25 protein-coding genes are annotated in these 24075 nt (G+C 37.6%); 10 read left to right on the top strand and 15 right to left on the bottom strand.

The window, feature by feature from the left end; translation table 11 throughout:
• Window position 1: 1 nt before the first annotated feature.
• Entirely contained in the window at window positions 2-787 is a 786-nt protein-coding gene (locus HCU67_RS12860; RefSeq protein WP_168553011.1) for a TrmH family RNA methyltransferase, read from the bottom strand.
• A 66-nt stretch (window positions 788-853) separates the two neighbouring features.
• Between HCU67_RS12860 and HCU67_RS12855 the strand changes: the two genes are divergently transcribed.
• Window positions 854-1651, top strand: a complete 798-nt coding sequence (locus tag HCU67_RS12855; protein WP_168553010.1) for a DUF6503 family protein — start codon at window positions 854-856, stop codon at window positions 1649-1651.
• Between the two features lie 116 nt (window positions 1652-1767).
• Here the strand turns inward: HCU67_RS12855 and HCU67_RS12850 are convergent, their stop codons facing one another.
• The 7 genes from HCU67_RS12850 to HCU67_RS12820 all read right to left on the bottom strand — a co-directional run bounded on the left by HCU67_RS12850 (window position 1768) and on the right by HCU67_RS12820 (window position 11101).
• Window positions 1768-2829, bottom strand: a complete 1062-nt coding sequence (locus tag HCU67_RS12850) for a bestrophin family protein (RefSeq protein ID WP_168553009.1) — start codon at window positions 2827-2829, stop codon at window positions 1768-1770.
• 104 nt (window positions 2830-2933) lie between these two features.
• The gene (locus tag HCU67_RS12845) at window positions 2934-4199 is read right to left on the bottom strand and encodes an amidohydrolase family protein (protein WP_168553518.1); all 1266 of its coding nucleotides are present in this window, start codon (window positions 4197-4199) and stop codon (window positions 2934-2936) included.
• Between the two features lie 123 nt (window positions 4200-4322).
• The gene (locus tag HCU67_RS12840) at window positions 4323-7271 is read right to left on the bottom strand and encodes an amidohydrolase family protein (RefSeq protein ID WP_168553008.1); all 2949 of its coding nucleotides are present in this window, start codon (window positions 7269-7271) and stop codon (window positions 4323-4325) included.
• A 64-nt stretch (window positions 7272-7335) separates the two neighbouring features.
• The gene (locus HCU67_RS12835) at window positions 7336-8403 is read right to left on the bottom strand and encodes a DUF3810 domain-containing protein (RefSeq protein ID WP_168553007.1); all 1068 of its coding nucleotides are present in this window, start codon (window positions 8401-8403) and stop codon (window positions 7336-7338) included.
• Between the two features lie 4 nt (window positions 8404-8407).
• A complete protein-coding gene (locus HCU67_RS12830; RefSeq protein ID WP_168553006.1) occupies window positions 8408-9517 on the bottom strand; it encodes a peptidylprolyl isomerase in 1110 nt (369 codons plus the stop codon).
• 10 nt (window positions 9518-9527) lie between these two features.
• Window positions 9528-10085: a gliding motility-associated peptidyl-prolyl isomerase GldI gene (gene gldI, locus HCU67_RS12825; RefSeq protein WP_168553005.1), complete on the bottom strand. Its 558-nt coding sequence runs from the start codon at window positions 10083-10085 to the stop codon at window positions 9528-9530.
• Window positions 10082-11101 (bottom strand): DHH family phosphoesterase, encoded by a 1020-nt coding sequence (locus tag HCU67_RS12820; protein ID WP_168553004.1) that lies wholly within the window; start codon window positions 11099-11101, stop codon window positions 10082-10084. The genes gldI and HCU67_RS12820 overlap by 4 nt, the downstream gene beginning before the upstream one ends.
• A 59-nt stretch (window positions 11102-11160) precedes the next feature.
• Between HCU67_RS12820 and HCU67_RS12815 the strand changes: the two genes are divergently transcribed.
• Together HCU67_RS12815 and HCU67_RS12810 are read left to right on the top strand one after the other, a co-directional pair.
• Window positions 11161-12219: an alkaline phosphatase D family protein gene (locus HCU67_RS12815; RefSeq protein ID WP_168553003.1), complete on the top strand. Its 1059-nt coding sequence runs from the start codon at window positions 11161-11163 to the stop codon at window positions 12217-12219.
• A 50-nt stretch (window positions 12220-12269) separates the two neighbouring features.
• A complete protein-coding gene (locus HCU67_RS12810; RefSeq protein ID WP_168553002.1) occupies window positions 12270-12689 on the top strand; it encodes a nucleoside-diphosphate kinase in 420 nt (139 codons plus the stop codon).
• A 54-nt stretch (window positions 12690-12743) separates the two neighbouring features.
• Here the strand turns inward: HCU67_RS12810 and HCU67_RS12805 are convergent, their stop codons facing one another.
• The 3 genes from HCU67_RS12805 to recF are packed head-to-tail and all read right to left on the bottom strand — an operon-like array spanning window position 12744 to window position 14548.
• Window positions 12744-13040 (bottom strand): DciA family protein, encoded by a 297-nt coding sequence (locus HCU67_RS12805; protein ID WP_168553001.1) that lies wholly within the window; start codon window positions 13038-13040, stop codon window positions 12744-12746.
• Complete coding sequence (locus tag HCU67_RS12800; RefSeq protein WP_168553000.1) at window positions 13021-13467, bottom strand: hypothetical protein; 447 nt, start codon at window positions 13465-13467, stop codon at window positions 13021-13023. Before HCU67_RS12800 ends, HCU67_RS12805 begins: the two co-directional genes overlap by 20 nt.
• 1 nt (window position 13468) lies before the next feature.
• Complete coding sequence (recF, locus tag HCU67_RS12795; RefSeq protein ID WP_168552999.1) at window positions 13469-14548, bottom strand: DNA replication/repair protein RecF; 1080 nt, start codon at window positions 14546-14548, stop codon at window positions 13469-13471.
• A gap of 117 nt (window positions 14549-14665) precedes the next feature.
• Here recF and HCU67_RS12790 point away from each other — a divergent pair, with 117 nt between their 5' ends.
• The 7 genes from HCU67_RS12790 to HCU67_RS12760 all read left to right on the top strand — a co-directional run bounded on the left by HCU67_RS12790 (window position 14666) and on the right by HCU67_RS12760 (window position 20651).
• Window positions 14666-15424: a tetratricopeptide repeat protein gene (locus HCU67_RS12790; RefSeq protein WP_168552998.1), complete on the top strand. Its 759-nt coding sequence runs from the start codon at window positions 14666-14668 to the stop codon at window positions 15422-15424.
• 5 nt (window positions 15425-15429) lie between these two features.
• Window positions 15430-15918 (top strand): 6,7-dimethyl-8-ribityllumazine synthase, encoded by a 489-nt coding sequence (ribH, locus tag HCU67_RS12785; RefSeq protein WP_168552997.1) that lies wholly within the window; start codon window positions 15430-15432, stop codon window positions 15916-15918.
• Window positions 15919-15993: 75 nt separating this feature from the next.
• Window positions 15994-16296 (top strand): hypothetical protein, encoded by a 303-nt coding sequence (locus HCU67_RS12780; RefSeq protein ID WP_168552996.1) that lies wholly within the window; start codon window positions 15994-15996, stop codon window positions 16294-16296.
• Window positions 16289-18118 carry a DNA mismatch repair endonuclease MutL gene (gene mutL / locus HCU67_RS12775; protein WP_168552995.1) on the top strand — a complete coding sequence of 610 codons (1830 nt, stop codon included), beginning with the start codon at window positions 16289-16291 and terminating at the stop codon, window positions 18116-18118. The genes HCU67_RS12780 and mutL overlap by 8 nt, the downstream gene beginning before the upstream one ends.
• The gene (locus HCU67_RS12770) at window positions 18119-18751 is read left to right on the top strand and encodes a rhomboid family intramembrane serine protease (RefSeq protein ID WP_168552994.1); all 633 of its coding nucleotides are present in this window, start codon (window positions 18119-18121) and stop codon (window positions 18749-18751) included.
• On the top strand, window positions 18751-19620 hold the full coding sequence (locus tag HCU67_RS12765) for a rhomboid family protein (protein WP_168552993.1): 870 nt from the start codon (window positions 18751-18753) through the stop codon (window positions 19618-19620). The genes HCU67_RS12770 and HCU67_RS12765 overlap by 1 nt, the downstream gene beginning before the upstream one ends.
• Before the next feature lie 182 nt (window positions 19621-19802).
• Window positions 19803-20651 carry an endonuclease/exonuclease/phosphatase family protein gene (locus HCU67_RS12760; RefSeq protein WP_168552992.1) on the top strand — a complete coding sequence of 283 codons (849 nt, stop codon included), beginning with the start codon at window positions 19803-19805 and terminating at the stop codon, window positions 20649-20651.
• Here the strand turns inward: HCU67_RS12760 and HCU67_RS16660 are convergent.
• Genes HCU67_RS16660 through dapB form a run of 4 tightly spaced genes read right to left on the bottom strand, consistent with a single transcriptional unit; the run spans window position 20634 to window position 24074 of the window.
• Window positions 20634-20948 (bottom strand): DUF6122 family protein, encoded by a 315-nt coding sequence (locus HCU67_RS16660; protein WP_246865779.1) that lies wholly within the window; start codon window positions 20946-20948, stop codon window positions 20634-20636. The genes HCU67_RS12760 and HCU67_RS16660 overlap by 18 nt on opposite strands.
• A 1-nt stretch (window position 20949) precedes the next feature.
• Window positions 20950-21576 carry a WbqC family protein gene (locus HCU67_RS12755; RefSeq protein ID WP_168552991.1) on the bottom strand — a complete coding sequence of 209 codons (627 nt, stop codon included), beginning with the start codon at window positions 21574-21576 and terminating at the stop codon, window positions 20950-20952.
• A 4-nt stretch (window positions 21577-21580) separates the two neighbouring features.
• A complete protein-coding gene (gene lepB, locus HCU67_RS12750; protein WP_168552990.1) occupies window positions 21581-23323 on the bottom strand; it encodes a signal peptidase I in 1743 nt (580 codons plus the stop codon).
• 52 nt (window positions 23324-23375) lie between these two features.
• Window positions 23376-24074: a 4-hydroxy-tetrahydrodipicolinate reductase gene (gene dapB / locus HCU67_RS12745; RefSeq protein ID WP_168552989.1), complete on the bottom strand. Its 699-nt coding sequence runs from the start codon at window positions 24072-24074 to the stop codon at window positions 23376-23378.
• Between the last annotated feature and the right edge of the window lies 1 nt (window position 24075).

The raw sequence follows: 24075 nt of genomic DNA, 5'->3' as shown, positions 1-24075 counted from the left end.
GTTAAAATCCGCGTTGGCGTTTGGCTTCAAATATAAGTATTGCAGCTGATACCGAAACATTCATTGAATCAATTTGACCTTGCATTGGTATGATTATATTTTGGTCTGAATTTTCAAGCCATTCAGATGTCAGTCCGCTGGACTCGGTTCCAACAACTATTGAACTAGGATTTCTATAATCCAATTCATCGTAGTTTTTAGAAGCAGTAAGGGCTGCACAATAAATTGAGATATTATTTTCTTTGAGATATGCAATGATTTCATCGCTGGAACCCACCGCTATTTTATTGGTAAACAAGCAACCAACACTTGAACGAATTATGTTAGGATTGTACAAATCAGTTTTCGGATTTGCAATTAAAACAGCATCGAGATTTGCGGCATCGGCCGTTCGCAATAATGCACCAATGTTTCCTGGTTTTTCTGGTGCTTCTGCCACAAGGATAAGTGGACGCTTAGAGAGTGCAATAGCGTTCAAAGTATGTGATTTAGCGTGGGCAATTGCCAACACACCCTCTGTCGTACTGCGATGTGCCAATTTCTCATATACCTTACGGCTGATCTCAATGACAGGAAAATTGGAATGTACATCCAATTCGGTATTGATGTCCTTACAGATAAAAATTGATTCGATTTGATATCCGCCCGAAATAGCAAGTTCTAACTCTCGCTTTCCTTCAATCACAAAAAGTCCGGTTTTCTTTCGTTCCCTTGATTTTTCTTTTAAGCTTAAAAGCTTTTTTACCAAAGGGTTCTGTAAACTGGAAAGGGGTGTTCTTTTATCCACTGAATAAAAGTAACCAATATTGTAAATTGAGTTTAAAAGAATCGACAAAGATTAAAATCAAAATAAATGAGACATCTATTAGCTGCGGTACTTTCTTTAATTATAATTGGTTGTAAACCAAAACCAGCAAAAAATGACCAAGAGTTACAAACTACCATGGAAGAGGGAACTCAAGAAAAGGTTTATCCAGAAGAATTGGTTATGGTTTTAGAAGCCCATGGCGGTTTGGACCTTTGGAAAAATCAACGAACGCTATCTTATGTATTAGCTAGACCAGATAAACCTGAAACTCATATCACGGATTTGTGGACACGTTTCGATAGAATTGAAATGAATGATATCAGTATGGGTTATGATGGTAAGACTTGGCTCTTAGACCCATCAGGAGCGTACAAGGGTAATCCTGAATTTTATCATAACCTAATGTTCTATTTCTATGCAATGCCATTTGTTTTAGCTGATGATGGAATAAATTATGCAGAGGCTGAAGTCCTGAGATTTGAAGGCAAAGAATATCCGGGCATACAGATAACGTACAATTCTGGTGTAGGTACTTCACCAAAAGATGAATATTATATTCATTACAACCCAGAATCACATAAAATGGAATGGTTGGGTTATACGGTGACATACAGAACGGGAGAAGATTCAGATAATATTAAATGGATACGATACAATGATTGGGGAAATTTCGACGGTCTGATTCTTCCGAATTCGATTTCATGGTATAATTATGAAGGTCGTGAAATCAAAGATTTAAGGAATACCGTAGAATTTGAAGAAATTACCCTTTCAAGTAAATCTAAATCTGATTCATTTTACGCCAAACCTATTGAAGCTGAATATTTTGTTAGGCCAGAATAAGGCAGGCTTTTTACTATCAAACCAAAAGTATTGGCAGGTACATTAACTAAAGTTGCTTTTAAAGATATTTGCTTAGTGCAACGAATACCTAGAAGTAACTTACAAACTTTTGATAACTACATCTGGGTGTCATAGACCATAGGAAATTGCTCCGGTATTTCTTCATGGGATTCTCCAAGATTTTGGCGCAGGTCTATTTCTATTCCTCTTGCAATGGTTGAAATAGGCACGTCGTTTGCTGAACCTTCAAACGGATTTTCCCCAGTCCTTCCTATTCTTTCCATTGTATGGAAAACCCAAGCAACAATTACATAAAAAGGAATACAAAGCCATACAAAATGCCGACCTATAAGCGGAAAACTTTCAGCTATTTCATTGCCGATTTCTCCAAATTGAGGCACAAGTGCAAAAGGTAGTAACAGTACAAAAACCCACATAAAGTAGTGGTTTAGTGTTGCGAAGTGCCTTGGATAGGGAAAATTTTTGATTCGTTCAGATTTACCTTGAAGGGTAAAAAGTTCTTCTAAAACACCCTCTAGTTGTAAAAATGCAAATTCCCAGATTAGGCCTTTTTCCTTCAATTTCCTTAAATGATGGGATTGCAAATAAAGTAGTGCTGTTTGTTTATTTCCTTTTGAAAGGGTATACTCCATATCTTTTTCAGAAATGTAAGGTTCCAGGTCAATTTCCAAAGTAGAGGTGCGTTCGGGTGGTTGGATAAATTTTGACCACTCCCTATTGGTCCGTTCGTTCATAACTGTCTCCCAAGGTTTTGGTGAACGCATTGAGTGTCTCAGCGCAACCATCCATGCGATATGACGGTAAGTCAATATTTTTATTTCTTTATTTAGGTCATCTTCAGTGAAATCATCATCACAATACTCATTGGTCACCATATCTTGAACAAACATTCCGAATGTTCGTGAAGTATTAACAACTCCGCCCCAAATTTTTCTCGCTTCCCAGATTCTACCGTATGCAGAATTGTTTTGAAAACCAATAACGAATGCTACTGCTGTGCCTATCAATGCTAGTGGTGTCCACGGAATCTTCAACCAATGAAGGTCAAGAAAAAAATATAGGGAAACTACAACACTGATTATTATCAGGAATAGAAAGGTCTCAAAACGAGTCCATTTGGCCATGTCTTTGGCCCTATACACTTTTTTAGTATACATGTTAAGTAAAGATTTGAACTAAAGATATGAATTGGAAATTTTTTGAAAATAAAATAGGGATGGCAAGTACTTGCCATCCCTATTCAGAACAAAATTTCTATATATTATTTCTGAGCTTCGTACTTTTCGGCATACCTTTTCCAAAGTGCCGTTTGGTAGGTTTCCAATGAAATTTCACGTCCATCAATAAAAGCGTTGGTAAGACTATTCCCTTGCATGTCCAACGCGTCTCCTTCAGAAATAAACAAGGTTGCGCTTTTACCAACTTCTATTGTGCCATAAGAACTATCAATACCTAGAATTTTTGCGGTATTACCTGTAATCAATTGTAATGCGGCCTCTTTGTTCAATCCATGGTTAACCACCTGACCTGCATAAAAAGGCAGGTTGCGGGTTTGAAAATTACTGGTACCTTCATTTTGTAGAGCTACCAAAACCCCTGCATCCATCAATAATTTAGGAAGTTTATAGGGTAGGTCATAGTCATCGTCTTCTCGAGCTGGTAGGCTATGGCTTCGTCTGACAAGGACCGCAACATCATGTTGTTTTAAAAAGTCTGTAATTTTATGTGATTCATAACCCCCAACGATAACTACATGTTTCACCCCAGCTCCTTTGGCGGTTGAAATGGCGTCAATGATTTCGCGTTCAGGGTCTGCATATATATATAGTTTTTTAGAACCGTCAAATAAACCTTGCATAGCAGCAAATGCGGGATTTTCTTCTTGGGGGTCAACTTGCCCATATGCTGTAGAATTGGCCATGAAAGTCTTTATTCTGTCGACCACTCCTTGATAATTTTTATTCGGCTTGTATGCTGGGTCTTCGCCCATCCACCAGCGTCCTCTCCTAAAAGAATCAGGCCAATGCAAATGTATACCATCATCGATTTTGATGGCTGCATCTTCCCAATTCCAAGCATCAAATTGTACTATTGACGAGGTACCTGAGATTATGCCCCCAAGGGGAGTGGTTTGGCCAATCAATACACCATTCGGACGCATACTTTCAACCACCTGAGATTCGGCATTATAGGCGATTAGACTGCGAACATGTGGAATCAAATCACCAATTTCATCTTGGTCGTTAGTGGCCCTTACGGCATTGATTTCTATGAGACCAAGTGATTTAGCAGGAGCAATAAATCCTGGATAAACATGTTTGCCTTGAGCATTGATTATGCGTCCTTGACGTGCAATTTTGTTATTGGCACTGCCCACAAAAGTAAGTTTGCCTTCATTGAACATGAGCAATGCATTCTCAATGACCTCACCATTTCCTAAATGGGCAATAACTCCTTCAATACTAATAGGTTCACTTTGGGGAGCACCTGGTGTCTGCTGGGCAATATTGAATTGCCAATGTAACATCAGTACCAAAAAAGCAAATTTTTGGACTTGCAGACCAAAACTATATTTACTGCTATAAATGCCTTTATATCTATTATAATTTTTCATTTTTTAAGTCTTGTAAAATTTAATTTAGTTTCAGTCTTAAATGGTTTCACAGTGAAAATCACGTTTGCTGCGCATTTTTGGCTTTTGGGTTTTTCCGCCACTAGCTTTTTCATTTAGCATCATTTGTATCAAAGTTGCCCTTTCTTTTTGAATGGCAGCTCTTTGGGCTTTGTCTTTTTCCAAATCGAAATAAACAGCACCTTCTATAATGGTTTTCTCTGCTTTTGCATAAATACTCATAGGGTAATCACTCCAAAGCACTAAATCGGCATCCATACCTTCTTTAATGCTGCCTACGCGATGGTCAATATGCAATAGTTTGGCCGGGTTCAAGGTTACTGTTTTCCAAGCCTCTATTTCAGACATCCCTCCATATTTTATGGTCTTACCAGCCTCTTGGTTCAGACGTCTACTCATTTCTCGGTCATCACTATTAATAGCTACTACAACGCCTTGATCGGCCATAATCTTGGCATTGTAGGGTATGGCGTCTTTAACCTCATATTTATAGGCCCACCAATCGCTAAAAGTTGAGCCACCTGCGCCATGTTCGGCCATTTTGTCTGCAACTTTGTATCCTTCAAGTATATGTGTGAACGTATTTACTGTTATTCCAAACTGATCGGCAACTTTCATTAACATGTTGATTTCACTTTGCACATAACTATGGCAACTAATAAAGCGCTCACCATTTAATATTTCCGCTAGAGCTTCTAAGTCCTCATCAACGCGATAAGGTTGTCCACTTTTCTTTTTAGTGTCATATTCCTTGGCACGCTGAAAGTAGTTCACGAAAACCTGTTCAACCCCCATTCTAGTCTGCGGAAAACGGGCATAGCTGCTCCAATTACTTTGTTTTACATTTTCACCTAAGGCAAATTTGATAAACTTGGGCATATCAGGAAATTGAAGTCCTTCAGCGTCCTCGCCCCATTTTAATTTAATGATGGCCGATTGCCCACCTATTGGATTTGCAGAACCATGCAATAATTGAAACGTTGTCACTCCACCACCTAGATTTCTATATAAATTGATGTCTTTAGGATCAAGTACATCGGTCATACGAACCTCTGCAGAAGAATTTTGTCCAGCTTCGTTTATAGACAACCCTCCAATATGAGAATGCTCATCAATAACCCCTGCGGTTAAATGTTTTCCGGTTGCATCAACTTCAGTTGCACCATTAGCCTTTAAATCTTTACCAACCTTGCTTATTTTTCCGTTTTTGACCAGGACATCAGTATTTTCGAGTTTTTCAATTCCCGTCCAAACAGTTGCATTCTTAAAAAGCCAATTTTGAGGTTTCGGTTTGGCAGTATTGCCATAGCCTATATTTGGATACGTCACAGTCATTAACGAATGGGTCGTTTCTTGTGTCGCCTTCTCTCCTTTCATATCCTCAGGACCGGAGCTTTTAGTGGCAATAAAAGTTGTTTCTCTACCATCAGGATAAATTACTTTTCCATTTAAATTTTCTGAACCAGATTGAGCAAGACCATTCAATACATAGGTTTTGGTATCTCCATCAGTGCTGAAGGACATGTTGAACCAATCATTTGTATAAGTAATTTTAGATGGAATTTTTATACTATCCTTTTTTATCTCGATGTTTGGTTTTGAGGCCTTTCCCTTAATATTCAAGTTATAAGAAGTTCCATTTACCCGCAGATTGTAGGTTCCACGAATGTCAACCAAATCTTTGTTTGCTAAAGTATGCTTCACTCCCTGTACCCAATTTTCGAAAATTGTGGTGTTTTGGTCAAAGATGTCACCTGATGTAAGTAAGAAATTAGCCATGGCACCTGATTTAAGTGAACCTATTTGGTCACTTTTGCCCAATATTTTGGCTGGGACCGTTGTAAGTGCTTCGAGAGCTTTTTCTTTGGATAAGCCTCGGCTGAGAGCTTTTTGCAGCATACTTGCAAAATCTGATGGCGAACTCAACTCGTGAGTGGTCAACGCAAAGTTTACGCTATTATCTTCCAATACTTTTGGATTCGAAGGGGCTAAATTCCAATGTCTCATTTCAGCCAGATTTACGTAACTGGCAGCATATGGGTCAGAGACATCGTAGGCTTTTGGAAAGTTTATAGGTACTACCAAAGTGGCATTGGTTTTTTTTATGGCATCGATACGCTCATACTCATCACCACCACCTAAAATGGTATAGTTGACACCGAATTGGTCACCAATTTTATCTGCCCGAATAACATTGCCATTATCACCAGCCAAAAATAGCTGTGCCTGGTTTTTATTTGCAATTAAAGCTTCTAAAGAACGATCGGTAGTAACTGCATTACCTGCTTCGTACCATCTGAGGTCGTGGTGTAATTGGCGCATGAGTGCCGTGGCACCCATTAGTGATGTGGGGTAGGATTGTTTGCTCGCAATGCTCTTAGAAAAAGAAAAATATTGGGCAGATTCGGTATCAATGACCCTTTCCCCTTCGTTGCCTTCGTCATTGAGTGCTATCAATACACCTGAACCTCGTGCGATACCATCTTCAATATGCGCGTTAACCAATCCAAAACCAACTTTTCTTAAAGTTTCAGCTTTCTTCTGGTCATACTTAAATTTCTCAACGGCGTTATTCTCTGGCCTAATGTGGTCATTCCAATAAAAGCCTTCTCGATCAGGGCCGTATTGTGCGGATCGACCATCTCTCGGAGCACGCTTTGGTTTATCAACTCCAAAACCTGAAACAACTTCGATAAAGGATGGATAAATAGAAAGTCCTTTTACATCTTCAATAACCGTGTTTTTTGGTATTGATACGGAAGCTCCTACCTGTACAATCTTTCCGTTTTTTATTAGTAGGGTACCATTCTCAATAATCTCATTAGCAGAAACATATATCCGAGCATTGGTAAACGCCCTATAGTTATTGTTCTTTGATTTTATACCCTCATTTTCTGGAAAATAATCTTGTGAAAACGTTAGTCCCCCACACAAAAGGAGTGCAAGGCTGAATAACCTCAATTTCATTTCAAAAGTCTTTTGAATTAGCTAGTTTGAAAGATAGTGCATACCGAAGGAAAGCACAAGGCTTTTAGAAACCATACGCCCTATCGTAACCAATCATCAGGCCAACGACAGCATTATAGCTCTGAATACCATCTTTTTGGTTGTTAGCCTTTAAAAAAGCATTAAAAACAGCTTTAAAAATGGGTTCTGTAGGATTTTCATATCTGTTCCAGAACTCACTTAATTCCCTAAAGTTCGCCAGAACACCGGGATTAAGTTTTTCTAGCACTGTCTTATATGCTTTTTCGTCCTTTCGGCGCAAATCAGAAAGACAATAGGCAAGACCATGTGACTGGGCTGCATATTGAAAATAAACATCCTTATTGGCAGAGGTCACAATTAATCCTATGAAATTTGTGTCACTTTCAGAGGAGTATCCAATCTGGTGGCCAACCTCATGACCACTTATTGAAGGCAAACGAAGAATAGGAACCTTATAGTTGACTTGAGCTTCGTTCGTGAATGGATTTATATAGCCCCCATATCCCATGTAGGTCAAAGGCAATGAAAACAATGAGGACTTTAAGCTTGGTTGTTTGTATGTGAAAATTGGGAATACCCGAGATGCTCTTTTGTAGCTATTTAAGGTCATTTCATATACCTCTTCCGTTGTGTAGGGAATAACAACTGGTTTTTCTACATCTTTGGTCAATTGCAACTGTAAAACATTCGTCGTATGCACCATTTTCATGGTGAACTCTAGAAGTTCTTCTTGCGTATAGTCAGCTTGAAAGTCTAATTTTTCGGTTAGGGGCACACGATAGTAATTCAAACCCCAATATAAATGGAAAATAAAATAAGCTAAAGAAAGTACCACACCGATATCACGTAGAAAAAATAGGGGCTGGCTTTTAATTTTTTTCCAGTTTCGATAGAGATATCGAAAAGCCAATAAAACAAGAACTGTATATAAAATGTCCCCTACAGAAAAAGGAATCCATCCCGTTAAAAGCCGCAAAAACTTTGAAATAACAGGATAAATTCCTTCGGAATAGTATCTCTCAATCAATTCGGGATAGCTCCCTAACCATTTCACCAAAATTATCTGTGGAATCAAGCTTAGTGCAATTCCATTTTTCAATTTTGGCTTCATGTGGTTATTGTGCTATTCCAGTAACCTCTAAATCAAATACTAGGGTTGACCCACCAGGAATGGGTCCGTAGTCGTTATCACCATACCCCAAATATGGTGGTACGAAAATGCGGATTTTATCACCTACTTTCATAGTCAAAAGTCCTTCCCTGAAACCTGGAGCCAATGCAGCATCAGGACTATAATCCATAGGGTAGGGGGTATAACCACCTTGATCACGTTTACCCGGATTCACTTTTTCGAATTTTTCGGCCACTTCCAAATCACTTGTGTCAAACAAGTCTGCATTGGCCATTAGCCAACCAGCATAATTCACATACACCTTTTGGCCATGTTTAGGTTGCTCCCCTTCACCTGTTTTTAGCGAAACAATTTTCAGTCCTGATGGTAATGCCTCAACACTTTCGCTTTGTTGTTTAAATTCGGCAACTGTTTCTTCCTTCATTTTTTTGAATACAGCTTCCATCCGCTCTGCTTCTTCAAAATAATTTGCTAAAACGCTGTTTGCATCAAATTTTTTGGCCTCCTTTCCATTTCTGATGATATCTACATTGTTCATGATTACATCAACATCAGGTTTGTTACCAGGTCCCACTTTTACCGCCGCTATGCTATCAACAACTTCAAGACCATAAACAACTTCACCAAAAACAGTGTGTTTGCCATTTAGCCAAGGCGTTTCTTTATGAGTGATAAAGAACTGACTTCCATTGGTTTTTGGACCTGCATTGGCCATAGAAAGAATCCCTTTGCGATCATGCTTCAGGGAATCGACAATTTCATCTGCAAAACGGTATCCAGGATTACCAGAACCATTTCCAAGTGGGTCGCCACCTTGTATCATAAAATCTTTCATTACCCGATGAAATGTTAGCCCGTCGTAGTATTTTTTTTCTTTTAAACTATCAGTTACAAAGTCGTTCGTTCCTTCTGCTAACGATACAAAGTTCGCAACCGTTACAGGGGTGGCCTTATGGTAGAGCTTAACCACAATATCACCTTCTGTAGTTTGTATGTCTGCGTATATACCATCGCCTAAATCAGCATATTTTGCAGATTTACAGCCGAAAACACCTAGTGCAACTATTGAAATTATAAGAATAATCTTCTTCATTCTATTTATTTTATCGCGTTAATGAGTCAATTGGTTTCAAAATTTTTAACAGTTCTAAACTTGACCTTACAGGAACGTTCGCCCCTATTTTGTTATTGTCGCCCTTATAGCCAAAAGCTTGGGATGAGGGAAAGAAGAATGTGGCTTTTTCACCTTCTTTCAAAAGTTTGATAGCATTTCTTAGTCCAGGAAAAAGTTGGGTTTTGTCAACTTTTATCTGTTGCATCCCTAAGACATCTGAACGGTATATGGTATCTCCATCCAATTCCATAATGTTATATTTTAAGATGACTTCATCATCGGTAGATGCTTGAGGAATCATTGAATCTGCGTGATTTTCATAGAAATACCAAAATCCATTAGCACTCTCTAAATAATCATGTACTGTATCTTCTTCGATAATAAGCTTGATTCTTTTTTCTTCAAGTGACAAAATTCGCCTGCTGCGTTCAATTGATTCCTTGTAAAAAGAACCAGATTTGTTTTGGATTGGGCGTCTTGGTAGTGATTCGTTACAAGACGAAATGAAAACCATACAGAGAAAGAATACAACTAATTTTCGTGTCATTTGCTAAGCAACAAATCTTTGTAATGGGGCAAAAGATTCACAAAGGTATCAATTGTTTCTTGCATGCCTTTTTCACTTCTCCCTCCTGCAGCATTATTATGACCACCTCCGTTAAAATTATCCCTTGCAAACTCGTTAACTGAAAAATCTCCGACAGACCTAAAGGATATTTTAATGATACCTTCTTCTGTGTTCTCAATGAAGATTACTGCAAATACAATTTTCTCTAAAGTGAGGCCATAATTCACAAACCCCTCGGTATCGCCTTTACTGTAGCCATATTGGTCTAGTTCGCTTTGTGTTAAATATGTGAATGCAGTATTATACTCCTCAAGAATAACCAAATTTTTTAGGGCGACCCCTAAAAGGTGTAGTCTAGACGGTGAATTATTATCAAACACATTTTGATGTATTTCATGATTTTGTGCACCCTTATCTATCAAATCTGCAACCACAATATGGGTGGTCTTCGAAGTCGAAGCGAATTTAAACGAACCTGTGTCGGTCATAATTCCGGTATATAGACAGGCGGCAATTTCTGGTGTTATTTTGTCTAGACCATTCAGTTTGTCAATAAAATGATATACCATCTCACAGGTTGAACTCATATTCACATCAGAATACATAAAACTTGCATAATCTGACGGAGATTGATGATGATCAATCATAACAAAATCAGAATCAACATTTTCCAAAACACTTTCCATATTTCCTGTTCTGGACAAATGATTGAAATCTAAAGTGAATATAACCTCTGCTTCTTTTATTAAATACTTTGACTTTGAGGTTTCCCATTCAAAATTTAGCACCTGTTTTGTTCCAGGTAACCATTTTAGAAATTTTGGATATTCATTGGGCACTATCATTTCAACCGTATGGCCGTATTGCGTCAAAAAATGCTTTAGACCTAAACCAGAACCAATGGCATCTCCATCTGGATTTTTATGTACAACAATTATAATCTTTTTAGGTGTGCCCAGGAGTTCTTTTAGGGCTTCAATCTTCATGGAATCCATGACGCCGAAGATACGATATTATAATCTTCAACTAATTTCACAAGTATTACTTTTACAGCATGAAAAAATCCCAAATATTCCGAACTCTTCTCTTGGTCATTATAGGATTGAGTGCTGCCTGCAGTATCAATAGAAATGCGTCAAAACAAGATAAAGCCCAAAAAGCAAATACGACTTCCGAGGTGATAAGAATTGCATTTGGTTCTTGTAACAAAACCGATTCAGAGAATAAACTTTGGGATGATATTTTGGCCAATGAGCCAGTGATGTGGATTTGGGGAGGAGACAATATATATGCCGATACAGATGATGTTGAGAAGTTAAGGGCAATGTATCTTGCTCAAAACCAAATCGAAGGTTATCGCAAACTTAAAGAGAATACAATGGTCACTGGTGTTTGGGACGATCATGATTATGGTCTTAATGATGGTGGTGAAGAGTTTGCTGCAAAAAATGAAAGTCAACAGGAGTTTTTAGATTTTATGGGAATTTCTAAAAACGATTCTAGAAGAGAAATCAACGGAATTTATTCTAAAGCGGAAATAAGTACCCCAACAGGTCTAGTCAATATTTATAATCTTGATACGCGATATTTTAGAAGTAAATTAAAGAAAAGTACTGAAAGAAATAGGCGTTATGAACCAGATACGACCAGCTCAAAGACACTTCTTGGAAAAACACAGTGGGCCTGGTTGGAAGAGGAATTGACGAACTCTAGAGCAGAGTTTAACCTAATTATTTCTAGCATACAATTTCTATCCAGTGAACATGGTTATGAGAAATGGGCCAATTTTCCCCATGAAGTTGAAAAAATGAAAGAAATAATCGTGAAAAGTGGTGCTAAAGGGGTGCTATTTCTTTCAGGCGACCGTCATATTTCTGAATTTTCAAAAACTTCCATTAAAGGACTTAATTATCCGATAATTGATTTTACTAGCAGCGGTCTTACACATTCTTACACTGAATATAGTGGGGAACCCAACAAATATAGGGTTGGCAAAGTAGTTAATACTGTAAGTTTCGGAATTATAGAATTGGATTTGACGGCCAAAGAAGTCACAATGAAAATATTGACCGACGGAAATGTACTGTTACAAGAACTTAAACAAAGTTATTAAAGCTTGTTAGTTGCTCCGTATAACCGTAATTTTGCGCAAAATTTTATAGAATGATTGGAAATCGCACCTTTACCATGATTAAACCGGATGCTGTTGAAAATGGTCATATCGGAGCAATACTTGAAAAAATAACTGCTGCGGGATTTAAGATTGTAGCAATGAAGTATACGCAATTAAGCAAGAGGGATGCTGAGACTTTTTATGCCGTGCATAACGAACGTCCTTTCTTTGGAGAGTTGGTTGAATTTATGACTCGTGGTCCCATTGTTGCGGCCATTTTGGAAAAAGACAATGCTGTTGAGGATTTTAGGGCTTTAATTGGCGCTACAAATCCGGCTGATGCTGCTGAAGGCACAATTAGAAAGCTTTTTGCTTCAAATGTTGCTGAGAATGCTGTGCACGGTTCTGATAGTGATGAAAACGCAAAAATCGAAGGGGATTTTCATTTTTCAGGGAGGGAAGTCTTTTAGGTTTAGAAAACCATATAAAACAAAAGCCATCCTGTTCCGGATGGCTTTTTTATTTTATTTAAGTATTAGCTTTTTAATTAGTTCTTTCCCCAATTCTTCATTCAGCATTTTTACGATTTTAGTCTTTCCATAAGAAAGTTCTTCCCTTAGCACTGAAGATGATAAGCTAACGTACAGTGTTTGGTTTTTTAGTTCTACTGCGGTGGTATAATTATTTACACCATTACCCATCAGTTTAGCCCAAGCTTTTTGAGCATCGACTTTGTCAATACCTTTCTCAAGTTTATGTGCCTTGATAAAACCTTTTAGGGCTTCACTTAAATGTTGGTTGTCATTCTGACGTTTTGCCATCTTCATAAATATTTATGGGTTCAAAACGCTTGTAACGGTATACAATGCCTTCAGCACTTTCTAAGTAAAACTTGTTCGGTTCTAAATATATTATGGATTCTTGCCAAGAAGTAAGTTCGTTGTGGTAATTGATAAAAAAACCCTTACTCGCCTTTTTAACAATGTAAAAATTTTGAGCATCATCACTGGTCAAGTACGTTCCATCCAATTGAGGGTACATTTTTTTTCGATATCCTTTTAGACTATCCAACTTAATATAGTCTATCGTACCACTAAGGGAATATTTCTTTTCAGAACCGTCAGGATATAAAACATCAGAAATTTGCCAGTAGCCATTGATAATTTGAATGTCTTCGACAGTATATTCTTTTTCCTTTTTACAGGAAACAATTACTATAACTAGAATAAAACACCAAATTCCTTTCATCTTACAAAGTAAAGATTTTGTAATTCTGATTGCTATTTTTAACTACATTTTCGGTTCTCGTACTATGGGTATCACTAATAAATATTTGCCCAAATCTCTCATTATTTACCAAGGCAATTAGTTGGGCAACACGCTTCTCGTCCAACTTATCAAAGATATCATCCAAAAGAAGAATAGGGGTGGTTTTCGATTCTTTTGAAACAAAATGAAACTGTGCCAATTTCAACGCGATTAGAAATGACTTTTGTTGACCTTGGCTTCCAAACTTTTTGATTGGATGCCCTTCTATTGTGAATGCCAAATCATCTTTGTGAATTCCTACTGAGGTATATTGCAATGCCCTGTCTTTATCGATACTGTCTTCCAATAATTGAATTAGTGGTGTGGCTTGTAATTTACTTTGATAGGAAACTTTGGTTATTTCAGATTTGTTTGAAATTAGCTCATATTGCTCCTCGAATATGGGTATGAATTCCTGTAGAAACCTATTTCTACTTTCAAAAATTCGCAAACCAAATTCATTCAGTTGCTGGTTGTAAATACCTAAGGTATCTTGATCAAAAGTTTGATTTGCAGCGAAGTATTTTAAGAGGGAGTTACGTTGAACGAGAACTTTATTGTAACTGATTAGGTCATTCAGATATTTTTTGTCGGATTGTGAAATCACCCCATCAATAAATTTCCTTCTGGTCTCACTACCTTCAAGAATCAAATCCCTATCTGCAGGAGAGATTATGACCACTGGTAATAATCCTAAATGCTCAGAAAACTTTTCATAAGGCTTACCATTTCTTTTAATGATCTTTTTACTCCCCTTTTTAAAACTACATACAATTCTTTCGTTTTTTTCAGCCTTTTCAAACTCTCCGTCAATTACAAAAAATTCTTCCCCATGTCTAACATTTTGGGTTGACAACGGATTGAAATAACTCTTACCCATCGATAAATGGTAAATAGCGTCGAGAACATTGGTTTTGCCAATGCCGTTTTGGCCTACCAAACAATTGAAAGTTTGGTGAAATTCAAAGTCGGCAGTTTCAAAATTTTTATAGTTGAGAAGGGATAAGTGCTTTAAAAACATGCCTTAATGCGGATATAGGGTCTTTCTCATTTTAAAGACGGGCGACAAAATTAAAGAATAAATTGCCTTTCAGATTTTGATAAAAGCTTTATTTTTGCCCGATTAAAAAAATGAAGCATGGCAACCTATAAGAAAAGGGGTTACAAACCAAAAAATAAGGTTGAAAAAGAAATAGAGGAGATTGAAGGAAGTACAACAGCTGAGGTATTTAGTACCTTGGATGAAAGTGCCTCAAAAACAGAAGCCTGGGTTTCAAAAAACCAGAATTATATTTTAGGGGTTATTGGTGCAATAGCCATTGGGGTACTAGGCTATTTAGCCTATACTCAATTCGTTCAAAAACCGAAGGAGACAGAGGCCTCTAATGAACTGTATTATCCTCAACAGTTTTTTGACCAAGCTATGCAAAATACCGAACAAAAAGATTCTTTATTGACCTTGGCTTTAAACGGTGCTGATGGTAAGTTCGGTTTTCTTGATATAATAGACGAGTACAGTGGTACCAAAGCTGCTAATTTGGCCAGGTATTCTGCGGGAATGGCTTATTTGAATCAACAAAACTATCAAGAGGCCATTTCTTATCTGGAAGAATTCTCCTCAGATGACGAGATTTTAGGCGCACTTGCTAAAGGTGGAATAGGTGATGCATTTTCGCAATTGAACCAACCAGTTGATGCCTTAGATTATTACGAAAAGGCCATAGCACACAGTTCAAATGACTTCACAACTCCCAAGTTTTTATATAAAGCAGGGATATTAGCTTTGAACACCAATGATAAGGATAAGGCTGTAGGCTTCTTTGAACGTATCAAAGAAGAATTCCCAAATTCCTCCCAGGCAAATGACATTGAGGTGCTCTTGGGAATGGCAAAATAGGTATTATGGCAACAGGGCTTACCAACTTATCGGCATACGATAAAGACAGCTTGCCAGATATTTCACAATTGAGGTTCGGATTAGTTGTCTCTGAATGGAACGATTCAATCACTGATAATCTATTTAAAGGAGCAAAAGGTGCTTTATTGGATTGTGGTGCCAAAGAATCCAATTTAACCCACTGGACAGTTCCAGGTAGTTTTGAGTTGCCTGCTGGATGTGCTAAAATGCTAAAATCCGAAAAAATTGACGCCATCATTGCTATTGGCAGTGTAATAAGAGGTGAAACCAGTCATTTTGATTTTGTTTGTTCTGCCACAGCTCACGGCATAATGCAATTGAACACGTCTCAAGAAGTTCCTATTATTTTTTGCGTATTGACCGATAATACGCTTCAACAGGCAAAAGATAGGAGTGGAGGACAACATGGCAACAAAGGTGTCGAAGCTGCAATTGCTGCCATAAAGATGGCCACCTTAGGAAGTTCTAATTAAACATTTCCATAGTAGTTAACAATTTTTAGTACACGTTTATCAAGTACAAAGTCATTGTTTTGGTAAATTTGAGTTATGCGATTAAGTGTATTCAAAAAAATAAGGAATAAGAGTTTCAATTATGTTCCCAGGTATTATGATGAGCGTAAGGAAAGGTTGGAACAACTTCGAAAAAAATATGAAAACCTACCTGATGATACTACTTTCGCCAATAAAAGAAAAAGTATCAATTTCAGGGATGAATGGCTCGAACGAAAAGAATATAAAGCCGCAGGAAATTCATCAGCAAGGTTCTTTGTTATCTTGGCCATTTTATTTTTCGCAGCATATCTTATCATACGATATTTTGGTCTAGAACACCTGTTTTTTAATGCCTGACATCATTCAACTTTTACCGGATCATGTTGCTAATCAAATAGCAGCAGGAGAGGTTGTTCAACGACCAGCATCGGTCGTAAAAGAACTACTTGAAAATTCTATAGACGCTGGTTCCTCAATTATCAAGTTAATTGTAAAAGACGGCGGTAAAACATTGATACAAGTGGTTGACGATGGAAAGGGAATGAGTGTTACAGACGCACGACTTTCATTTGAACGTCACGCAACTTCAAAAATCAAATCTGCCCAAGACCTATTTAATTTACATACTAAAGGGTTTCGAGGTGAAGCATTAGCTTCAATTGCTGCAATCGCACATGTTGATATGCAAACACGTCGAGAAGAAGATGAGGTAGGTACCCAACTAAAAATTGAAGGAAGTAATGTGGTGGCACAAGAAGTGACAGTAACTCCTAAAGGCACTTCAATTTCAGTCAAAAATCTATTTTTCAATATTCCGGCTAGGCGTAACTTCTTGAAGTCAGATCAGGTGGAACTTCGTCATATCACTGATGAATTTCATCGAGTGGCACTGGCACACCCAGAGATAGGCTTTTCATTTTATAACAACGGTAGTGAACACTTCAACCTTAAAAGCGAAAGTTTTCGGCAACGAATCGTTCACATATTTGGTTCAAAAATAAACGAACGTTTGGTGCCCCTAGAGGAAGAAACCGAGGTTTTGAAAATTAATGGTTTTGTTATAAAGCCTGAATTCGCTAAGAAGAGTAGGGGTGAGCAGTTCTTTTTCGTAAACGGAAGATTTATTAAAAGTTCTTATTTACATCATGCAGTGGTAGCTGCGTTTGAAGGTTTGATGCGTGCAGAAATGCGACCTGCATATTTCATAAAGTTAGAAGTGGACCCAGCCACCATAGACATCAACATACACCCAACAAAGACAGAGGTGAAATTTGATGATGAGCATACGTTGTATGCCTTGTTGAAATCGACCGTAAAACACAGCCTTGGTCAATTTAATGTTACGCCGGCTTTAGATTTTGAACGGGATAAGAATTTGGATACACCTTATGCTTTTCAAAACAAAGAGGCTATACAACCAAATGTATCTGTTAATCCTTCATTTAACCCCTTTGAGTCTCACAATCTTGGCTCCGGTAACTTTCAAAAGAAATCCGTAGAAGGCTGGCAAGATTTATATGCAGTGTCTAAAAAGAACATGGACTGTTTTAGTAGTGTTCAATTTGAATCGGAAACAAAAGACCATGAATTATTTGAGTCTGAGAACGTAGCTTTTGATAATGGTCCAAGTACTTTCCAATTGCGACGAAAGTACATTGTTACAAAAGTGAAATCCGCCTTACTGGTTATTGATCAAAATAGGGCCCACCAACGGGTCTTATATGAACATTATCTAAAAAGTATTTCAGATGAAAATGTTTTGAGTCAAGAGCTTTTATTTCCCATAGAAATAAAGCTAACTGCTAAGGAATTCTCTATACTTGAGGAAATCTCTGATAAATTATCCTTGGCAGGATTTCAAATTGTCTTTCGAGCCGAACATAAAGTAGTTGTTGAGGCCATTCCTCCCTCGATCTCCGAAAAAAATATAGGAGAGCTTTTACACGATTTTATAAAAGAATTTGATGAATATGGAACCGAGGACCAGTTTGATATTGAATTTACTGCAAAAAGTTTAGCTAAGGCCATGGCAATAAAAAACGGTCAAATACTAGAACACGAATCCCAAATGGCTCTTGTTAATGATTTGTTTGGATGCGTAGAACCAAAACTCAGTCCATTCAAAAAACTGACGTATATTACATTAAACGAAAACGAACTGGAAAATAATTTTTTATAAATGGGAAGAATTACTGATGCAATTAAGCATCTGATTATTGTTAATGTCATCTTCTTTGTGGCCGGTATTGCGGGGTATGGGGGCATCCTTTACAAATATCTGGCACTTTGGTTTCCTGAAAATCAAAATTTTGGCATTTGGCAGTTGGTTTCCCATATGTTTTTACATGATTTCAGTGGTTTTCTGCACATCTTATTTAATATGTATGCCCTCTGGGCATTTGGATCTCCGTTAGAACGAATTTGGGGTAGGAATAAGTTCCTATTCTTTTATTTTTCGGCAGGAATTGGGGCTGCTCTTGTGCATACAGCTGCGAACTATTATTTCTTCACCCAAGGTTTTACTGAAGTTGTCAATATACCGGCAGTAGGGGCGTCTGGAGCAGTATATGGTGTTTTGGTAGCCTTTGCCTTTATGTATCCAAATGCACAGTTAATGATGATTTTTTTGCCAATCCCAATTAAGGCAAAATACTTTGTGCCTCTCATTATTGTTGGTGATTTGTTCTTTGGCTTTAGCAATGCCAATACAGGTATTGCACATTTCGCACACATTGGAGGTGCGTTAATCGGATTTATAATGATGTGGTACTGGAAACGAAATCAGTTTAATCAAAATCGATGGGATAGCTAATGGCAAATAGCGGTTTAAATTACTATTGGGCAAGATTGAATATTGCGGAGCGATTAATTGCGATTAACGTTCTCGTTTTCATTTTGGCCGGGTTGTGCCAAGTATTGTTTTTAATAGATGTATCGGATTGGTTTCATTTACCAAAAGAGTTCAATGAATTTATTTTTCAACCTTGGGGAATAGTAACCTACTCGTTTTTTCATGGTGGATTTTGGCACCTACTGTTCAATATGGTTTTTCTGTATTTTGCTGGTCGAATGGTTTTAAATCTATTCCAACCTAAAACATTTTTGTCAGTTTATTTTTTAGGGGCGATACTGGGTGGATTAATATTTTTACTTAGCTACAATCTTTTTCCTGGGCTCGTTGGGTCTAGGACCCCGGGGCTTGTCGGTGCTTCTGCTGGGGTTATTTCGGTTTTGATATTTATTTGTGCTTATATTCCAAATCAAGAAGTTCGGCTATTTGGCTTATTCAATATAAAACTTTGGTACATCGGTGCCTTTTTTGTGCTTATGGATTTAATTCAAATAAGAACCGGAGATAATGTAGGGGGAAAGTTGGCCCATTTAGGAGGGGCATTCTTAGGGTTTTTATACGCGCGTCAATTAATGAAAGGTAACGATATTGGAAGTGGGTTTGAAAAGCTAATGGATGGTCTTGGTGGTATATTCGCAAGAAAGGAAAAAAAATCTCCATTAAAAACAGTGTACAAAAATGCGCAAGAAGGCTCAAAAAATGCGAACTATGACAAAGCCGTACGCCAAAAGAAAATAGACACCATTTTAGATAAAATAAGCAAGTCTGGATATGAAAGCCTTTCAAAAGCAGAAAAGGACTTCTTATTCAAAGCTGGTAAAGAAGACTGAGTATCAAAAAACGAACTTTCTTTAATAAAACTCTTTTTGGGGTTCAAATCCTATTTGCATTAGCTTTAATGTTGGTGCTGATTCAATATTACCTGCCTTTCCGAATCTTTGATTCTCTAGAGTTTGTCAGTTTCTTCACCCTAATATTTTTGATTATTCATGTATTCTTCGTGTTTGTATGGATGCTTAAAAGAGAAATCTTACTTGCCTTGTTTTCCATTTTTATCTTATTGCTCTGCACGTTCTCTTTTGGGGCGTTTTATAAGTTTCCCGAAGAAGAGGGTTCAAAAAATTCTGAAGCCAGTTTATCGGTTATGAGTTACAATGTTCGTTTGTTTAATAAATACAAATGGATTGACCGTCCGAAAGTTGGGGAAAATATTGTGGGGTTTATTGAAGAAAATTCGCCGGCAATTCTAAGCATTCAAGAACATAATCGAGACTGGAACCATTACTTTGATGGTTATTCCTTCAAAGCGGAGACACCTCATAACACCGAACGTTCGGTACAGGTCATTTTTTCTAAATTTCCAATTTTAAACAAAGGATCGTTGAATCCAGAAGGCACATCAAACAATACCATATTTGCCGATATTCTTTTTAGAGGTGATACCATTAGGGTTTACAATGTTCATCTGCAATCTTTTGCTGTAGTGCCCGAAGTCAATAGTCTTCAACAGGAAAAATCTGGTAGGCTTTTGAAGCGCATTGGCCGTGGAATTCAAAAACAAAAAGAGCAAGCTCAACTTTTAGTTGAACATCTAAAAAATACCAGCTATCCGGTGGTGATTACAGGCGACTTCAACAACACACAATTTTCTAGTATTTATAAAGTTCTGAAGGCTGATTTCCAAGATACATTCTATGAATCAGGAAGTGGATTTGGTCGTTCTTATACCTTGTTTAATGTACCAATGCGAATTGATTATATACTAGTAGATGATACATTTGAGGTTCTTGAACATCAAAACTACGATGTTAAGTTCTCTGACCACTATCCGATAAAGGCCAAATTAAGACTTAAGGAATAGGCAATCGACAAAGTCTGCCAAAATATGAATGAGCAAGGCAAGCCCTAATATTCTGGTTTTCTTGACTACAAACAAAATAAAGTAGCCTGCAATGGCTAAATAACTGTGTAGCGGATGAAAGCCAATACTACATCGGTTACTATCAAATATTGGGCTTGCAAGTAGATGATCAATATCTATAAATATTCCTGCCAGAAGAATTAAAATAATCCGAATACGATTTTCTTTAAAAAAGACTAGTCCAATTAGCACAGGGACCAAAAAATGAATACCATAGTGAAATACAAACCGTAGCATCCTATTCTAATTTAATGGAATTCAGATACTCCATTGCTTCCGGTCCCTTATTAAAAAGAAGGTCTAAGCCACTTAAGTTTTTTAAAAAACCATGTCGCTCACCAAAGACTTGAAAATATTCCTCTTGCACAAATGAAAAATTGGTTTTGGCGATTGCCAGGCTTCTATTGTCGACAATATCCAAGGGTGTTTTTTGGTAGTTTTTTGATTTTTTTAGGGGCATAGTTACCTGAAACGAATCACAAAAGAACTGAATTGTTTCAAAGTTTAAATCCATCAAAAACTCATATTTTTTTTCAAATATTGGTGACAGATCATCTTCATAGTATTCAAAAAAGGGAGAAGTTCGATAAGAAGTTTGTAAGGTTTTCCAATGTTGTTTCTGCCAAGCGCTACTGTAGTCAATCTTGACTTCTTTAAAAAGTTGCCGACCTTGATTTCCGCCAATATGTTTTATCGGCACATTGAGCATATGTTTACCCTGATCAGTGGCGATATAGCATCGATTACGAAAAGTTTGTTTTTGAAAATTATCATACACTTCCCATATGACAGGTAACTTCACTATCAGTGCTAACGTCGCCACGTTAGGAAAATAAACAGGGTGTAAGAGATGATGGTTTTCCAAGGATTTAGGCTTGGGATTTCCTCCTTTTTCTGATAAAATCAAAAACAAACCAGCCAACTAATAGAATTAAGAAATATCGGAAATACGATACAGGTTCGCCATCACCGCCAACAGTCGTGAAAATCCTATCCCACCTTAATTTCTCGTTGAATCTAATTCCATCTGGAAAATTGTCCATGCTCATCCAAATAAAGACCGGTTTACCGACAATATGATTAGCAGGAACATAACCCCATGTTCTACTATCTTCAGAATGGTCGCGGTTATCGCCCATCATCCAATAATAATCTTGTTTGAATGTATAACTATCTGAAGGTTTCCCATTAATGGAAACTTGGTTGCCATTGACAGAGACTTCATTGCCCTCGTAATCACGGATAATTTTCTTGTATAGGGGTAAGGTTGCAAGAGTTATTTTAACCGTTTTGCCCTCTTCAGGTAAATATATTGGTCCAAGATTATCATTATTCCACGCATATCGTCCATCTTGAGGAAAAATATTACTACCTCTTTCACCCTTTCCTTCAAGGTTTATTTTTACGGAATCTATCGAACTATTTTTTCTTATTTCAGCTGCCATCTCAAGAGTAAGATTGGCAATCCTATTTTTTGGTGTTTCTTCCTTTAGAGACAACCGAAGTTCGCGTATGAGATCAGGATTGATTCCTTTTTCATCGGTGTAAATTGCTGGTTTTCCTGAACTATCGGCACCAACACCATACCCATTGTAACGTAAAACACTAATTTGTTGATCGGTCAAATTGGCAGGTACATATTTTCTAGAAAAATCTGTGGCGCCGACATCTGCCAATAGTCTACTAGACACCCCTTTACTTGAAGAGATTAAATGATCGTACATTACCTTAGCTCGATCCGATAGTATCAACTCTTTTCCATTGATAAAGACAATTCCATTTCTTACTTCAAGGGAATCACCAGGCGTACCAACACATCTTTTTACATAATTTGACTTTTTGTCAATTGGCTTACGAACACCTTTTTCTGCGACAAAAAACTGGCGTACAGTATCTGCGGGCCAACTAAAGACTACAATATCGTTCTTTTCAGGTCTTTCAAAACCTGGCAATCGCATATAGGGTAATTGTAATTTGTTCAAAATGGAAGTCTTGTAGGTATCCTTTTCTACATCAGCTACATATGAACGACTTTTGACTAAGGGCAATGTGTCATGAACCATTGGCGCTGCCAAGGTGGTCATGGGTACCCTTGCTCCAAAATGAAATTTGCTAACAAACAAGAAATCACCCACTCTGAGTGTGCGCTCCAATGATCCTGTTGGTATTACGTAGGGCTGGATAAAATACGTATGAACCAGAGTGGCGGCCACTACTGCAAAAACAATTGAACTTACCCACTCACCGAGGCCCGTTCTTGGTTTAAGACTTCTATCTTTTATATGCTCGACATCCATAGAATAGTTGACGACATAGATATAAAATCCAAGTGTTAGGATAACCGCCCAGGTTTGCCATAGTTTATTTTGACCAAAACTTCGTATGGTTTCGACCCAAACTACTGGAAACATCAATAAATTGATTATCGGAATAAAGAGCAATACAACCCACCACTTAGGTCGGTTTATTATTTGCATCAAAACAATTCCGTTGTAAATCGGAATTGCTGCTTCCCAAGCTTTTCGACCCGCTTTCACATAGAGTTTCCAAGTGCCTAAGAAGTGAATTACTTGAATTATCAATATAAAAATGATCCATTGCGTACCGTTCATAATGCCAGCTTTTGGTTCTTAGTGTGGTAAAGTTAAATTTTGTTACGTATTCCTATAGGTTTAACACATCTTTCATAGAATAAACCCCAGTTTTTCCGACCAACCATTCCGCAGCTATTATTGCTCCCAATGCAAATCCTTCACGATTATGTGCAGTATGCTTTATCTCAATGCTATCTACCTCACTCTTGTATGCTATGGTATGGGTGCCGGGAACTTGGCCCTCACGAATCGAGTGAATTGAAAGCTCTTGTTCTTTTTCGCCGTCAAGCTTCCATGTTTTATACGCTGAGTTATCTAAAATACCTTCTGCCAGGGTTATTGCCGTTCCACTAGGTGCGTCCAACTTTTGGGTATGGTGTATTTCCTCTATGCTTGTTCTATAACCAGAGACGCCCTGCATCATTTTTGCAAGTTTTTGATTCAGTTCGAAAAACAAATTCACACCCAAACTAAAATTCGATGCATAAATAAATGCTCCGTTATTTTTATCACATATAGCAATCGCCTCTTCATAATTTGATAGCCAACCTGTGGTTCCACTAATGACTGGGATATTATTTTTAAAACATTCGGTAATGTTTTGAAATGCCGCTTCAGGTGTGCTGAAATCTATGGCGATGTCAATTTCGTTGTACGGGATGTCAACGGTGTCAATATCAATTTTTGCGACAATTTCATGATTTCGAGCTAGGGCAAGAGATTCAATCATTTTGCCCATCTTACCATACCCAAATAAAGCAATTTTCATG

It is taken from the genome of Croceivirga thetidis (assembly GCF_012272815.1).
Taxonomy (GTDB): Bacteria; Bacteroidota; Bacteroidia; order Flavobacteriales; family Flavobacteriaceae; genus Croceivirga; species Croceivirga thetidis.
This window is presented reverse-complemented; position numbering and strand designations above follow the sequence as displayed.

Coding starts and splice junctions, on each gene's coding strand:
- ribH (WP_168552997.1), top strand. CDS start 15,430: ATGGCAACAGGGCTTACCAACTTATCGGCATACGATAAAGACAGCTTG.
- mutL (WP_168552995.1), top strand. CDS start 16,289: ATGCCTGACATCATTCAACTTTTACCGGATCATGTTGCTAATCAAATA.
- HCU67_RS12765 (WP_168552993.1), top strand. CDS start 18,751: ATGGCAAATAGCGGTTTAAATTACTATTGGGCAAGATTGAATATTGCG.
- gldI (WP_168553005.1), bottom strand. CDS start 10,085: ATGACACGAAAATTAGTTGTATTCTTTCTCTGTATGGTTTTCATTTCG.
- HCU67_RS12810 (WP_168553002.1), top strand. CDS start 12,270: ATGATTGGAAATCGCACCTTTACCATGATTAAACCGGATGCTGTTGAA.
- HCU67_RS12855 (WP_168553010.1), top strand. CDS start 854: ATGAGACATCTATTAGCTGCGGTACTTTCTTTAATTATAATTGGTTGT.
- recF (WP_168552999.1), bottom strand. CDS start 14,548: ATGTTTTTAAAGCACTTATCCCTTCTCAACTATAAAAATTTTGAAACT.
- HCU67_RS12830 (WP_168553006.1), bottom strand. CDS start 9,517: ATGAAGAAGATTATTCTTATAATTTCAATAGTTGCACTAGGTGTTTTC.
- HCU67_RS12815 (WP_168553003.1), top strand. CDS start 11,161: ATGAAAAAATCCCAAATATTCCGAACTCTTCTCTTGGTCATTATAGGA.
- HCU67_RS12845 (WP_168553518.1), bottom strand. CDS start 4,199: ATGTTACATTGGCAATTCAATATTGCCCAGCAGACACCAGGTGCTCCC.
- HCU67_RS12780 (WP_168552996.1), top strand. CDS start 15,994: ATGCGATTAAGTGTATTCAAAAAAATAAGGAATAAGAGTTTCAATTAT.
- HCU67_RS12770 (WP_168552994.1), top strand. CDS start 18,119: ATGGGAAGAATTACTGATGCAATTAAGCATCTGATTATTGTTAATGTC.
- HCU67_RS16660 (WP_246865779.1), bottom strand. CDS start 20,948: ATGCTACGGTTTGTATTTCACTATGGTATTCATTTTTTGGTCCCTGTG.
- dapB (WP_168552989.1), bottom strand. CDS start 24,074: ATGAAAATTGCTTTATTTGGGTATGGTAAGATGGGCAAAATGATTGAA.
- HCU67_RS12850 (WP_168553009.1), bottom strand. CDS start 2,829: ATGTATACTAAAAAAGTGTATAGGGCCAAAGACATGGCCAAATGGACT.
- HCU67_RS12820 (WP_168553004.1), bottom strand. CDS start 11,101: ATGGATTCCATGAAGATTGAAGCCCTAAAAGAACTCCTGGGCACACCT.
- HCU67_RS12800 (WP_168553000.1), bottom strand. CDS start 13,467: ATGAAAGGAATTTGGTGTTTTATTCTAGTTATAGTAATTGTTTCCTGT.
- HCU67_RS12840 (WP_168553008.1), bottom strand. CDS start 7,271: ATGAAATTGAGGTTATTCAGCCTTGCACTCCTTTTGTGTGGGGGACTA.
- lepB (WP_168552990.1), bottom strand. CDS start 23,323: ATGAACGGTACGCAATGGATCATTTTTATATTGATAATTCAAGTAATT.
- HCU67_RS12760 (WP_168552992.1), top strand. CDS start 19,803: ATGCTTAAAAGAGAAATCTTACTTGCCTTGTTTTCCATTTTTATCTTA.
- HCU67_RS12835 (WP_168553007.1), bottom strand. CDS start 8,403: ATGAAGCCAAAATTGAAAAATGGAATTGCACTAAGCTTGATTCCACAG.
- HCU67_RS12805 (WP_168553001.1), bottom strand. CDS start 13,040: ATGGCAAAACGTCAGAATGACAACCAACATTTAAGTGAAGCCCTAAAA.
- HCU67_RS12790 (WP_168552998.1), top strand. CDS start 14,666: ATGGCAACCTATAAGAAAAGGGGTTACAAACCAAAAAATAAGGTTGAA.